The organism is Bifidobacterium canis (assembly GCF_009727065.1).
Lineage (GTDB): Bacteria > Actinomycetota > Actinomycetes > Actinomycetales > Bifidobacteriaceae > Bifidobacterium > Bifidobacterium canis.
In genome coordinates, this window is sequence record NZ_WNLP01000016.1 from 1 (window position 1) to 14,120 (window position 14,120).

General features: G+C 57.2%; 10 protein-coding genes, 1 tRNA gene, 1 rRNA gene and 1 pseudogene. 11 read left to right on the plus strand and 2 right to left on the minus strand.

Features of this window, described 5'->3' with window-relative positions; all coding sequences use genetic code 11:
* The 5 genes and pseudogenes from rrf to GSD1FS_RS09310 form a co-directional block, all read left to right on the plus strand.
* Nucleotides 1-106, plus strand: a 5S ribosomal RNA gene (rrf, locus tag GSD1FS_RS09290); the annotation flags it as partial.
* A gap of 138 nt (nt 107-244) precedes the next feature.
* Nucleotides 245-1,282 (plus strand): LacI family DNA-binding transcriptional regulator, encoded by a 1,038-nt coding sequence (locus tag GSD1FS_RS09295; protein ID WP_155589352.1) that lies wholly within the window; start codon nt 245-247, stop codon nt 1,280-1,282.
* 444 nt (nt 1,283-1,726) lie between these two features.
* Complete coding sequence (locus GSD1FS_RS09300) at nt 1,727-2,680, plus strand: nucleoside hydrolase (protein WP_155589353.1); 954 nt, start codon at nt 1,727-1,729, stop codon at nt 2,678-2,680.
* A 172-nt stretch (nt 2,681-2,852) separates the two neighbouring features.
* Nucleotides 2,853-4,307 (plus strand): MFS transporter, encoded by a 1,455-nt coding sequence (locus tag GSD1FS_RS09305; protein ID WP_155589354.1) that lies wholly within the window; start codon nt 2,853-2,855, stop codon nt 4,305-4,307.
* Nucleotides 4,308-4,468: 161 nt separating this feature from the next.
* A pseudogene (locus GSD1FS_RS09310) lies at nt 4,469-5,445 on the plus strand (ribokinase).
* A gap of 99 nt (nt 5,446-5,544) precedes the next feature.
* Here the strand turns inward: GSD1FS_RS09310 and GSD1FS_RS09315 are convergent.
* Entirely contained in the window at nt 5,545-6,558 is a 1,014-nt protein-coding gene (locus GSD1FS_RS09315) for a ribose-phosphate diphosphokinase (protein WP_155589360.1), read from the minus strand.
* A 207-nt stretch (nt 6,559-6,765) separates the two neighbouring features.
* Here GSD1FS_RS09315 and rpsF point away from each other — a divergent pair, with 207 nt between their 5' ends.
* The 4 genes from rpsF to rplI are packed head-to-tail and all read left to right on the plus strand — an operon-like array spanning nt 6,766 to nt 8,499.
* Nucleotides 6,766-7,053 carry a 30S ribosomal protein S6 gene (gene rpsF / locus GSD1FS_RS09320; protein ID WP_004219090.1) on the plus strand — a complete coding sequence of 96 codons (288 nt, stop codon included), beginning with the start codon at nt 6,766-6,768 and terminating at the stop codon, nt 7,051-7,053.
* A 31-nt stretch (nt 7,054-7,084) separates the two neighbouring features.
* Nucleotides 7,085-7,723: a single-stranded DNA-binding protein gene (locus tag GSD1FS_RS09325; protein WP_155589355.1), complete on the plus strand. Its 639-nt coding sequence runs from the start codon at nt 7,085-7,087 to the stop codon at nt 7,721-7,723.
* Between the two features lie 60 nt (nt 7,724-7,783).
* Nucleotides 7,784-8,032 carry a 30S ribosomal protein S18 gene (gene rpsR / locus GSD1FS_RS09330; RefSeq protein ID WP_155589356.1) on the plus strand — a complete coding sequence of 83 codons (249 nt, stop codon included), beginning with the start codon at nt 7,784-7,786 and terminating at the stop codon, nt 8,030-8,032.
* A 20-nt stretch (nt 8,033-8,052) separates the two neighbouring features.
* Nucleotides 8,053-8,499, plus strand: coding sequence for a 50S ribosomal protein L9 (gene rplI / locus GSD1FS_RS09335; protein WP_155589357.1), 447 nt, complete (start codon nt 8,053-8,055; stop codon nt 8,497-8,499).
* 1,801 nt (nt 8,500-10,300) lie between these two features.
* Here the strand turns inward: rplI and GSD1FS_RS09340 are convergent.
* On the minus strand, nt 10,301-11,608 hold the full coding sequence (locus GSD1FS_RS09340) for a zinc-ribbon domain-containing protein (protein WP_196425083.1): 1,308 nt from the start codon (nt 11,606-11,608) through the stop codon (nt 10,301-10,303).
* 177 nt (nt 11,609-11,785) lie between these two features.
* On the opposite strand from GSD1FS_RS09340, the gene GSD1FS_RS09345 reads away from it, so the two are divergent.
* Both GSD1FS_RS09345 and GSD1FS_RS09350 read left to right on the plus strand, forming a co-directional pair.
* On the plus strand, nt 11,786-13,378 hold the full coding sequence (locus GSD1FS_RS09345) for a zinc ribbon domain-containing protein (protein WP_155589359.1): 1,593 nt from the start codon (nt 11,786-11,788) through the stop codon (nt 13,376-13,378).
* Between the two features lie 95 nt (nt 13,379-13,473).
* A tRNA-Lys gene (locus tag GSD1FS_RS09350) sits at nt 13,474-13,547 on the plus strand.
* Nucleotides 13,548-14,120: the final 573 nt, after the last annotated feature.

Consider the following 14,120-nt stretch of genomic DNA (forward strand, 5'->3'; position numbering starts at 1 on the left):
TGGCCCAGGGGAGACGCCCGGTCCCATTCCGAACCCGGAAGCTAAGCCCTGGCACGGCGATGGTACTATGCTTGAGAGGGCATGGGAGAGTAGCACACCGCCGCAACACAACGTTGATGAGGGACCCGGAAGGCAACAGCTTTCCGGGGCCCCTTTTCCATACCCGGACACACAAAACACACCACCCACCAACAGCCACACGCACAATCAAGCAGTGGAGTTGTAAACCGTCTATTCTAGAAGCATGGCACAGCGAACCACATTGCGCGATGTCGCAAAAGAAGCGGGAGTCTCTACAGGGGCAGTCTCGCTTATTCTCAACGGGCGGCCGAACCGACTTTCGGCTGAGACCCGCGATGCCGTGCTCGCTGCTGCGCAAAAGCTGCATTATGTGCCGAACCAGAACGCCAGAAGTCTGGTGACCAATCGCACCACACTGATCGCGCTCATCGTTCCAGACATTGAGAACATGTATTTCGCTTCACTGGCGCGCTGCATCGAAGAAGAGTGCCAGAAGCAAGGATATTCGCTGTTGATCGCGAATTCTAACGATTCACGAGATACTGAAAGCAATTTGATTCAACGACTCACATCACGTGATGTGGATGGCCTGATGTTCATACCGTCGAACGAATCGTATGACTACATCGATCAGATGCGTACCCAGCTTGAGACCGTTCCTTGCCCAGTCACATTCATCGACCGCATGGTAGCTGCCGATTGGTGCGACAGCGTAGGGTTTGACAACCGCCAGGGCGGGCGTCTCGCCGCACAATGCTTGCTTGATGCAGGTCATACGCGTATTGGCTGCATCACCGGCGACAAACACGCTAAAAGCTCTTCGAGCCGCTGGCTAGGATTCGCGCAACGTCTCAGCGAAGCCGGAGTGACGCTAGATCCTGACCTTCAAGTAGCTGGTGACTATCGCGTAGATAGCGGCTATCGCGGCGCTGACCAAATCATCGACGGCGGTGCCACCGCAGTGTTCTGCTGCAATGATCTGATGGCGCTCGGCTTCTTGAATCGCCTGCGCGAGCGCGGGCTTGACTGCCCGCATGACATGTCTGTTATCGGGTATGACAATATTCTGCCCCGCTTTGGGCTGCAGACCGAAGTGACGACGATCGAACAAGACGTCGTACTGCTGGCTCAGCGCAGCTGGCAGATGCTCTATGCGCGCATCTGCGAGAGTCATTCGCAGGGGAATCCGTGGATGGAATCTCCTCGTGTGCAGTTGCTGAAGCCAACGCTGATTGATAATCACACCGTTCGTCATCTCTAGCCGGATCATGCTGCGATATTGTGCGACACGCGTTGCAGCAGTGATGTATTTGCTGAGCACAAGCAATAGAAACACGATGGCGTAATACCAAATGATTATCTGCGCGCAGTGAGGTTACGGAACCGTAGCGTATACGCTTACCGAGATATGCATGTTTTACGACACGCTTATTCGCGTGTTGCCCGTTGAATAAGTGATACTATAAACCGTATCGTGATAAAACGTTTTACCAACGGAGTTGTCAGCAGTGCTTTACAGCATTGTCAACTAACTCGTGTTGGGAGGCTGGCTATCACAGAGAAGATCGGCGCACGCCAAGCTCACGTGCTTATTGCACAGAGTTCGGTTTGCGCACGATGCTGCACACAGCGTTGTGACGGCTCGGAGATCTTATGCACATTGTGGTGTAGCGATCCGAAGAGGATCTGAGGAAAGGAAGCAGTCATGAAGATGATTCTCGATCTGGACACCGGCGTTGACGATACCTTGGCGATCGCCTACGCACTCGGTAGCCCTGAAGTTGATCTCATTGGTATCACCGGAACGTATGGCAACGTGTTGATGGAGCAGGGCGTGCGCAATGCTCTCGCAATCACTGAACTGCTCGGGCATCCTGAAGTTCCCGTCTATAAGGGCCTTCCGCACGCGAGCACGAAGGATTCCTTCGAGGTCATGCCGATCTCTGCGTTCATTCACGGCGAGAACGGCATCGGCGATGTAGACATTCCAGATGCCACCCGCGACGCGCAGACCGATTCCGCCGTTGACTTCATCATCGATGCTGCTAAGACCTACGGCAAAGATCTCGTGATCGTGCCAACTGGTCCGCAGACGAATCTCGCGGCCGCCCTGCGCAAAGCTCCTGAAATCAAAGACGAAATCGGCCGTGAAGTGCTGATGGGCGGCGCTCTGACCGTTCCGGGCAATGTGAACGCTTGGACTGAAGCGAATATTTCGCAGGATCCCGATGCCGCAAACTTCGTGTTCCGCTCCGGAATCCCCGCCACGATGGTCGGCCTTGATGTGACGCTGCAAACACTGCTCACCTACAAGGAAACTCAGCGTTGGCGTGACCTCGGCACTGCCGCGGGCAAGGCGTTGGCAGACATCACCGACTTCTACATCAAGGCATACGAGACCACCGCGCCATACTTGGGCGGTTGTGGCTTGCATGATCCGCTGGCTGTCGGCGTGGCTGTCGATCCGACGCTGGTGACGCTGCTGCCAATCAACATGAAGGTCGACGTTGAGGGCGCTACCCGTGGCCGCACAATCGGCAATGAGGAAGAGCTCACGAACCCGGTGAAGACGATGGACGTCGCCGTTGGCGTCGACGTTCCTCGCTTCCTGAACGAGTTCATGACGCGCATCACGAATCTCGCTGCGCAAGCTGACTGAGCAATACGCATACATATGACTGCATTCACACTGTGTGCCCGGTAATTCTGCCGGTATCAGCGAAATCACCGGGCACACGGCGCCACTTATGAGAACATAATATTGCAAACTGCATGTCTGCTCGAACAATGAGGAGCGAGCAGACGCGGAGATAAGAGAGGAAGGAGCGACCATGAGTGCTGCACAAAGTGCCGCCGTCGCACAAGAACCGGTTAATCCGGAAGAGCAGAACAGAATGGCGGTTCGAGCACTGATTCTGCTGCTGATCACGTTTATTTTGGGCACATTGTGTCTGCAAGGCTTCAACTTGGTGTTTACCAACATCGGCGCTGATGTTGGCGCACCTGAGCAAGCCGCTCTGATCACGAGCTTGCCGAGTATTGTGCTTGGCATCGTCTGCTTCATCTATGGTTCGCTCGGCGACTTTGTGTCGCTGAAGAAGCTGATCGTATTCGGCTTGGTCACGTTGTTCGTCGGCTCGCTGTTCGGCTTCATCGCGAACTTCTTCTTCACGAAGAATCTGTGGACGGTTATTATCGCCCGTATTCTGCAGACCGCTGGCGAACAGGTTGCCGGTTCCGTGTACCTGGTGATCGCCACGAAGTATTTGAAGAATGAACTCAAGGTGATCTTCTTCGGTCTGTTCACCGCCGGTTATCAGGTTTCCGCCGCCATTGGCGTGTTCGCAGCCGGCCTGCTGAGCTCCATCGCCTGGCAGTACCTCTTCCTGATTCCTGCCATCACGATCGTCTTCCTGCCGTTCCTGCTGCGCTTGCTGCCAGATCGCAGGGGTGGCTCCAAGCACGTCGATTGGATTGGTTTCACCATCTTCGGCCTGGCTTCCGCATTCCTCTCGCTGTTCTTCTCGTACAACGCTTGGTGGATGCTGATCGTCTGCATCGTGCTGTTCGCGCTGTTCGCCGTCTACATCAACCGTGCAAACGATCCGTTCATCACTCCGGCGTTCTTCAAGAACACCCGCTGGCTCGCCGCAATCATGCTGATCGTGCTGTTCTACTTCACGAACTACTGCATGTCGCCAATCTTCAACAGCATCGGTGGCACGCTCTACAAGATGGATGTGACGCAGGTCTCCCACTACATTGTGTGGGCGTTCCTGGTCGCAGCGCTCTTCGGCACGACCTCCGGCTGGATCGTCGGCAAGATCGGCCGCACGCCTGCCATCATCACCGCTTCCGTGCTGATGATGTGCGGATTCGTGGGCTCGGCGCTGTGCATCAACACGAACTTCGGTTTGCTCACGCTGTTCGCCTGCATCTTCTACGCAGGCTGCGGCCTGATGTATTCGCCTGTCGTCTCCACCGTGCTTGACACGCTGCCGGTTGACGAGTCCGGCCGCGGCGTTGGCATGAACGATCTCGTGATGAACGTGACCGCTTCCATCGGCATCGCAATCTTCGGTGCGCAGCTCGGTGGCACGGCTCTCGGCGGTGGCAGCATCATCGGTGCGACCGGCCCGGCAGCTGTGTACTCGAACCTGCTGGTCATCGCGGCTTGCGTGGTGTTCGTCGGCCTCATCTGGTTCCTGTGCTTCCACAAGCACATCTACCGCGGTGAGAGCAAGCAGGAGAAGCACGAGGTTGCTCCTGCCCCTGAAGAGGCGTGACGCTCTGACCTCCCTCTCTGTGCGACCAATATATATTGGTCGCACAGAGAACCGGATGGTTGCGCATGCATCGCTAGTTATTTGAATGCGGCCCGCAGGGCACATACGCTCCGCAGGCCGCATTTCTCATTGAAGACTGAACTTGGAAGGCTTGGAGAACAATGGATAGGGCAATGATTCTGGACTCGCTCGACCGCATTGACGGACAGGTGTGTGTGGTCGGGTCGATGAATGTGGACTACACGATCACCACACACCGACTGCCACAGCCGGGCGAAACGGTGAACGGCGGTCCGCTGCAACTGCTGCCGGGAGGCAAGTCGGGCAATCAGGCTTCCGCCGCCGCACTGCTCGGCGCGAACGTGCGCATGTTCGGTGCCGTTGGCGATGACGCGAACGCCGATTTTCTGCTGAAGCACCTCACCGACGCTGGCGTTGACGTGTCGCAGGTTCGTCACGTCGACGGCCCAAGCGGACTGACGGTGATCACCGTTGACGATTCCGCCGAAAACACGATCGTCTATTCGCCTGGCTCGAACGCGAAAGTGGACGTGGAATACGTGGAATCCGCGCAAAGCGCGCTGACCGACGCGAAGGTGCTCGGCCTGTGCTTGGAAAGCCCGATCGAGACGGTGACCGCGTGCGCGAAGATGTGCCACGAGGCTGGCGTCAAGGTGCTGCTCAACGATTCCCCGTTCACCGCTGTGCTCCGCGCGAACTGATTGAAAACTCCGACATTCTGCTCGTCAACGAGATCGAGATGACGCAACTGCTGGGCATCGACGCTCCCGCGGACGATGATTGGGATGCGTTTGATTGGCAGGATGCGCTCGACCGACTGGTGGAACTCGGCTTCGGCGAGGCGATCATCACGCTCGGCGGCGATGGCGCTGTGGTGCTTGACTCCGCGGCCGACGATCGCGTGACGCGCATCGACCCTGTGCGCGTGAAGCCGGTTGACACCACCGGCTGCGGCGATTCGTTCATGGGCACGGTGCTCGCGGCGCTCGCCTCGGGCATGACGCTTGTGGAGGCTGCCAGGGCTGCGTCGTACGTTGCCGCATACGCCGCCACCGGCCAAGGTGCGCAGGCTTCATACGGCACTCTCGCACAGGTGAAGGCGTTCTTCAGCGAATGATTTATAAATAATAATTATTAATAATATAAATTATTATAAAAATATGCGGTCGATCACGTAATAATAAACGTGACCGACCGCATATTTGTTATATATGAGTTACGCGTAGATGTGGCGCGTATGCATGTCTTCAGGCAGCCCGTTGAGCAGATTCGACACCGAACGGGACTCGAACACCGAGCGAATGCCCGCAGCCAGCAGCGGTGCGGCGGAGAGCACCGTCATGTTCGGCAGACGCTTCTCTTCAGGAATCGGCACCGTGTCGGTGAGCACGATCTCCTTGGCGCCGCTGTTCTTCAACCGTTCGATTGCGGGGCCGGAGAGCAGGCCGTGTGTGGCGACGAGCGTCACTGACTTCGCGCCATGCTCGTGCAATGTGCGCACAGCCTCGCAAATCGTGCCGGCGGTGTCGATCATGTCGTCGATCACAACGCAATCGCGGCCCTTGACCTCGCCGATAATGCCATGCGCCACCGCATGATTCGGGCGAGTGGTGTCGCGGGTCTTGTGAATGAACGCGAGCGGGAGCCCGCCGAGTTTGGCGGCCCACTGCTCGGAAACCTTGATGCGGCCGGCGTCAGGGGAGACGATCGTCGTGTTGTCAAGTGGCAAACGATCGCGCATATAGTCGAGAAGAATAGGCATGGCGGTCAAATGGTCGACCGGACCATCGAAGAAGCCCTGCTCCTGTGCGGCGTGCAGGTCAACGGTCATCACGCGTTCGGCTCCGGCGGCCTGCATCAGCGAGAACATCAGTTTCGCGGTGATGGGCTCGCGTCCCAAATGCTTCTTGTCTTGACGCGAATAGCCGAAGAACGGAGCGACAACGGTGATCGAGCGGGCGGACGCGCGTTTGGCGGCGTCGATCATGATGAGCTGTTCCATGATCCACTTATTGATCGGCTCGGTGTGCGCTTGCATGATGAACACGTCGGCACCGCGAATGGGTTCGGTGTAGCGTACATACATCTCGCCGTTCGCAAAGTCATATGCCGTTGTGGGCAGAACCTCGGTCCCAAGATAGTGCGCGGTTTCTTCGGCTTGCTCCGGGTAAGCACGACCCGTAACTAAAGCCAGACGTTTATCGGGAGTGCCTTCAAGGACTGCAGACATCATTCGCCTTTCACATTGCTTTCTTTAGAAGCTTTACGAAAATGGAGCACTCTCCAATATATCAATGTGCATGTATGTGCGCGCGTGTCCAAACTCGCGGATATTCTTGAGAAGTTGCCGTGACGCGACTCTGCTCGCATGCACGGTTTTCGCAAACACACTCCTGTCGCGGAAAGACCGCGGCCGAAAGTCCGAAGGAGGTGGGTGATGTCTGCGCACAACTACGAACTGATGTTCATTGCCGATCCTGAACTGGATGAGAACGGTCTCAAGAAGCTGACCAATCAGCACATGGAAATCGTCACCAAGGAAGGCGGTTCCGTCGAGAACATCGATATTTGGGGTCGCCGCAAGCTTGCTTACGAGATTGATGGCAAGACCGAGGGTAACTACGTCGTCGTGACGTACTCCTGCGAGCCGGCTACCAACGACGAGCTCGACCGTGTTCTCAACCTGAACGAGTCCATCGTTCGCACGAAGATCCTTCGCAAGTAATACTCATCTCGAAAAGATAAGAAGGAACGCTATGGCAGGTGAAACGATTATTACCGTCGTGGGCAATCTGACCCGCGATCCGGAACTGCGCACCGTCGGCAGTGGTTCGACAGTGGTGAATTTCACCATTGCTTCGTCAACTCGTACGTTCAACCGCAACACGAATCAGTGGGAAGATGGCGACACGTTGTTCGTCAATTGCTCCGCATGGGATTCCGCACGCACTTCGCTGGCTTCGAATATTGCTAATTCGCTGGCCAAGGGCATGCGCGTGATTGCACAAGGACGTTTGACGCAGCGTTCGTATCAGGCACAAGACGGTTCGCAGCGAACCGTTATCGAATTGCGCGTTGACGAGATCGGCCCAGCGCTGTCTCGCGCCACCGCCCAGGTGACCCGCCAGTCGGCAAGCTCCGGCTTCAACGGCGGTCAGCAGAACGGTGGTTTCGGCGGAAACAACGGCGGCTACCAAGGTGGCGCCGGCTATTCCGGAGGAGCTGGCTACGGCTCCAACGGCGGGTATCAGGGCGGCGCAAGCCAGCAGGCTCCTGCAGCTCCCAACAACGCTCCCGTGACCGACCCATGGCAGACGGGCGACTCCGGCTCCAACGCATTCGGCTCATACGGCACCTCCGATTTCGGCGGTGACTCCGACGAGCCAGAGTTCTGATACCGCACACTTTTCGATTCACAACATATACGCGAAAACACGTTTAAGGAGACAATAAGAATGTCACGCAAGAGGCCGCAGCCACCGGTCAAGCCATTCAAGAAGAAGCCAAACCCACTCAAGGCCGCCAAGGTCACCGAGATCGACTACAAGGACGTTGCACTGCTGCGCAAGTTCATCTCTGATCGCGGCAAGATCCGTTCCCGTCGCATCACCGGCGTCACCGTTCAGGAGCAGCGCAAGATCGCCCAGGCGATCAAGAACGCTCGCGAAATGGCTCTGCTGCCATATGCCACCAACGGCCGCTGAGTTCGAGGAGGATACACACCATGGCTAACACCAAGATCATTCTCAAGAAGTCCGTCAACAACCTCGGTCACGCAGGCGACATCGTTGAGGTCAAGGCCGGTTACGCACGTAACTACCTGATCCCTCAGGGTCTCGCCTTCCCATGGACGAAGGGCGCCGCCGCTCAGGCTGAAGCCATGAAGCGCGCACGCCTCGCCAAGGCCGTCGCCACCCGTGAAGGTGCAGTCGAAGCCAAGCAGCTCATCGAAGGCATCGCCGTCGAGATTCCTGCCAAGGTTTCCGAATCCGGCAAGCTGTTCGGTGGCATCTCCAACGAGCGCATCGCACAGGCTCTCGCCGACAAGATCGCCGTTGACCCGAAGAGCATCACCGTCGAGTCCATCAAGACCCTCGGCGAGTTCCCGGCAAGCGTTGCTCTGCACCCTGAAATCACCGCCAACTTCTTCGTGAAGGTTGTCGCTGAGTGATTTCGGCCCTGAAGATCTTCTGATCTTCCTTTCAGACCGATTAGCAGTCTGAGCTTAAGCATTGAAAAGTGGCCCCGCAATCCAAGTTGGATTGCGGGGCCACTTTCGTATCTAGCGGTGTATTAGTCGTTGTCGCTGTTGAACGTCACGGTGACTTTATCGCCATCGATGTGGAAGGTGCCGCCAGCCGAATAAATCGACGTGGTGCTGTCTTCCGGCTTCCAACTGTTGTCGTACGACTTGTATTCGTAGGTGTATTTCATCGTGCCACCGGACACACTGAAATCACCGTCTTGCATTGAGCCGCTAGTCACGTAGACATTCGGGTATTCACTCACCGACCACGAGAAGTTGCGGGAATCCGACGAACTCACATACTGTGCCGAGAACGGGCAGCCAGCAGGCTCGCTGCTCTTCGACTTCGCGCATTCGTCGAGCTTCGCATCCACCTTGTCGCTAATCTCCTGCAGAAGGTCATCAGTGGGCTCGAGGCTGAAATCAGACGATGCGTCGCTTGCGCCGCCCGCGATGACAGTGCCATTGGTGACCGTGTAGTACTTCGACTGCTTCGCACTCGCCTTGTACGTACCTGGATAGACCACAAACGTAGTCATCGAACTGTCGGAAGATTGCTTCGCGTTCTTCTCCGTCACTTCCACACCGTTGATCGTGATGCTGCTCACGGCCTCCGGATATTGCACGGAAACGGTTGTGGTCATCGGCTCCGCGATAGCCCAATCCGAGAATATCAAGCCCTTGGCGCCCTTGCGAATCATCTTGAGATCATATGATGACTGCTTGCCGCCGAGCGTGTAAGACACCTTCAGCGTCTTCGCGTTGCCGTTGCCCTGGGACTGCACGATCTGCGCGTTGGTGATACGACCGTTGGCATCCGGTGCCGCAGCATTAGAGAGCAGCTTCGACTGGTCGGCGTTCAGCTGCGGATTCGCAATCGAATTCGCGCGGTCAAAGTCGCCATTCTCAATCGCGGAAATATAGTGCTTCGCTACAGCGTTCGCGCTGAACACCGTGCTATTCACCACGGCATAGGCGATGCCGAGCACAACGAGCACAGCCGCTACGATGCCGGCGATGAGCCATGCGCGCTTCTGCTTGGCGGTCAGTGCTGTGGTGGCGGGAGCGGCGCCAGCCGGCGCTGCGGTAGGCGGAACCGCCGTCTGATACATCGGTGCAGTCGGTGCTTGCTGAGGCTGGGCTACTGGCTGCACTCGCTGAGCTACTGCGGGAGCAGCGGCGACCGGCGTGGCAACAGGTGCAGTGACGTTCTGCTGAACGTGCGGTGCCTGCTGTGCTGCTGCGGAAGCAGTGGTTTGTGCAGCTGCTGGCACAGTGTTCTGCGCGTTCTGCGCAGTGGCCTGAGCGACGTTCGCGAACGGGTTCGGGCGCACAGTACCGCCGACGAAGCACTTCCACATGCCCGGCATCGACTGAATAATAACCGGTGCGAGCACACGCGCGAGCACTTCGGTGAGGAACGCCCAGATCGCGCCGACGAGACTGAACCACAACGCCGGCATGATCAGTATTTGACCATCTTCAGTGCTCGCGATAATCGACATGATCAGATATGGGCAGATGAGCCAGAACGCGAACCAGAACACCGGTGCCTGCCAGCTGTATGACCATGCCGCATAGTGCGGGTCGTAGTAATTACGCGCGCCTTCGCGCACTGCGACATACAGCATGCACAGCACAGCGATCACGAAGAACACCCACAGCACCCACGTGAGGTTGAACTGCGGGACGTTGGTCGAAATATTGAACAGCGACCACGTTTGCGTCAGACTACTGCTTGGAACTGTGGCCTGAATGCCGCCGAACGATGCGAGAACGAGCACATACAGCGGAATTGCGGGAAGCAGCAGCGTGAACAGCGGCAGAACCGTGCTCGGCTGCTCGGATTCGACGGCGAGCACGATGATCGTAATGATGCCGAGCACTGTGAACACGAGCGAGAAAATGGCGGCGGATTCAACGGCGGTGCGCACAAAGCCGCGTGCGCGGTGTGCCCAACGCCAGCTGGCGACAAACACATTCGACGAGTCGGGGCGGCGTCGGCAAGGAAATAGCCGCCGAGAGCGCCCACCGTGGCGAGCAGGAACGTCATGCCGAACGTGCGGAATGTCACGCCCGTCATCGTGAACACAGTGCTATCCATGCCCATTGTCATCTGGAACAGGGCTGCGAGCAGCAGGGTGACGAGACCGGATGCCACGCCCACGCACAGCGAGCTGATAACGCCGTCCCAACGGAACCGCGTGCGTGACTTACGAGCCATCATGTATGCGCCGAAGCCAGCGCCGACGAGCAATGCGAGGCCGGTCAGCGACAGCGGCAGACTGAACGACATCAGGTTCATCGCTGGGTGTATGCCCTGCGACACGGTGAACGAGACGCGGCCGGAGACACCGAGCACCAGCATGAGCACGAGAATCTGGAAGAAGTTCGGCTGGTAGATGCTCGCCATGTCGGACGACGACATCGAAGACCATTCCGAAACGGATTGCTCAAGCAGCGTATTGAACGACGTCATTGCGAGCACGGTAGACAACAATGCGAACACGAGTGCCGCAGCCATGCCGATGCCGAGTGAGACGCCGAAAGCGGAAAGATGCGCTGGCGTGATCTTCACGCTGGGAGCATGCTGCTGTGCTGGCTGCATCGGCGGCACGGGCTGCTGAGGAGCTTGCGCGGTCGGCTGTGCAAACTGGGCGTTAGGAATGGGTTGCGTGAACTGTTGCGTCGGCTGCTGCTGAGCAGCTGCGTTCGGCGTTGGCGGCAACGAGACCTGTGGCGCTTGCGGCTGAGCGGATTGAGGTGCTTCGGCCTGCGGAGCTGCCGGCTGCTCAGGCTGTGCCGGTTGTGCTGTTGGCTGTGCAGGTTGTGCCGTCTCTGCCGGTGCTTGAGCCGCTGGCTGCTGTTCCGGCTGAGGAGCGGTCTGCGCAGGCGTTTGCTGCTCTGGCTGCTGGGCGTTCGTCTCTGATTGCGGGGTATTCGCCGCAGGCGGATATTCTGGTAGCTTCGCGCCGCAATTGGTGCAGAATTTTGCACCTTGCGCGACGGGCGAGCCGCACTGTGGGCAATGCATGGGTTCTCCTTCTCTGCTTTCTCTGTTATTGAGCTTCGATAACTCAACATTGAATGCAAGCACCATAGTATCGCTGTTTATATCCCGGCAAAAAGAGAAATAATTGCGATACACTGACTGTGAAACAGGGAGAGAGCATTCGCCTAACGGAATGCAATATGAGGGAAGGAAGAGCGTATGCAGTGCACACATTGCGGCGCCACATTGAATCCCAGTGATCGTTTTTGCCCGTCATGCGGCACACCAGTCGAGCAGCCGAAAACGTGCCCGCAGTGCGGAGCGCCGGTTGACGATTCGATGCGGTTCTGCATGAATTGCGGCGCACGGTTGCCGGAAGTCAACGAAGGGGGAGCCGCGGCTGAGCCAACTCAGGAAACAGCGACTGAGAATGCAACAGTTGCAGAGCCGACGGCAGAAGGGCCAGCCGCGGGAGAAGTCTCAGCTGAGCCCGCTGCTGAACAGTCAGACGAGTCATCTACTGAATCGTCTGCAGAATCTACTGCCGCAGAGTCCTCTGCACAGTCAGATTCGCCTGAGCAGGCATTGCCGGACGCCGCTGTGGTAGCTGATGCCAATGAGCCGGAGCCAGCCGCGAGCGATCAGCCGCAGTCGTCCCAGCAGCCGGAGGCAGCGACTCCAGTGCCGCAGTCGGAGTCGCCGACGCAAATCCTGACGCCGGTCTCGCAGCCACAGACTGCTTTCACAACGCCTATGCCGGCGTTGCCGCCGGATCCTGCCACCCAGCAGCAAGCGCCCATCGTGCCGCCAGTGACACCGGGCAGTGTGCCTCCAGCGCCCGTCGCGCCTGGAACCGGTTCGCAGCCGCCGAAGAAGCCGCGTAAGTGGCTCGTGCCGGTGATCATCGCCGTTGTGGTGGTGCTGATTGCCGCGGGCGTCGGCATATGGTGGTGGATGTCGCGTTCGAATAGCAGCACTGAAGCGTCTGCATCGCCGTCAGCTTCGGCAAGTGCGTCTGCGAGCACGTCGCCGAGCAGTAAGCAGTCTGCAACCAAGAAAGCGGAGAAGAAGTCGTGCACAGCGTCTCCTGACGCCACGCTAACCGATGTGAGCTCGAGCGGCACGAATCTCATCGCCACATTGTCTTTGGACGATAGCGCGTGCGGCAGCGAACAATATAAGGAATCAAATATTCGCGTCAACATCAAAGATTACGACGGCGACGTTATAGCCGCAGCCGTGTTCGATTTCGCGAAGAAGCCGATTTCGTTCGATGACGGCGAGGCAACGCTGGCGCTGGCGTTCACGTCGAAACAATATTGGATGCCGGTGGATGAAATCGACAGCACGTCGTCGATGGAAGTCGTTTGGCAGACCGGTCAGAAGCCGAACGGAAAGGCCGCTGCAAACGTCGCCAGCGCACTCGGCGGTGCGAACATCAGTTCCGATGACGCCGAACGTTACGCGCAGCTCGCGCTGACCAATCAGCTGGACCACGACCGCAGCGACGCCTCTGATTTCTACGACCACTACACCACGCAGCTGTCGAGTAAGAAATACGGCATGCAAGTTGACGGCAAGACTTGGAAATATTCAGATATTTACGAACAGTTCCTCAACATCAAGCAGAAGCACCCGAACGCGCTGCTCATCTGGGCGTCGGACTACAGCAACTACACGAAGAACGGCAATCCTTCGGATTACTACGTGATTCTGTCGGGCGAATCGTTCTCGAGCGAGGATGACGCGCAGAGCTGGTGCAGCACGAACGGGTATTCGTCGGATGACTGCATGGCAGTGGATCTGGAGTAATTGAGCGAATTTCATGCATGGGGGTGCGGCCGACACGCCGAGATTTGCGATCTTTTCAGATACGTGTATATTTATCTCTTGGTTCTTGTGACCACGCCCCTTTAGCTCAGTTGGTTAGAGCATCTGACTCTTAATCAGAGTGTCCAGGGTTCGAATCCCTGAGGGGGCACCCTCGATGGAAACCCCAGCTTCGGCTGGGGTTTCTGCTTTCTGTTCTGCGGTGCCGCTCAGATGCCGCTACCGAGGGCGCGGCTCGTTGCGGCGAATTGGCGGCGCGCAATATATGCGCACAACATCATGTACAGATCACGGAAGATGCTCCTCGGCGGTTAGCGCTGACCGGTCACTCCGAAAAACGAACATGAGAAATGATCGATAGCCACATGTGTACATCGTGAGAGTTATCTGAAAAATAGATAAAATAACACAATAGTGCAAATATATTTGCGCATAGTCAAACAGGGTGAAACAGCGACAGTACCCGTTGGCATAACTGGGAATGCGCATAATTCCAATAATTCGTAGTGATTTTTATCACACATGCAAAAGCGATCAATGTGCAAGAAGTGTCGAATAAAACATCGCTGAGAGAGAAAGTTATAGAAGCGAACGCATATATTGGAAGAACCAGTTTACAAGTTGTTGTGTGAGATGTCGACAAGACATCGGCATGGCGGCACGGAAGGAGGCGAATATGTTCAACCACTTGGGAGTCCACGACCACGGTCGCTCGATAAATTGA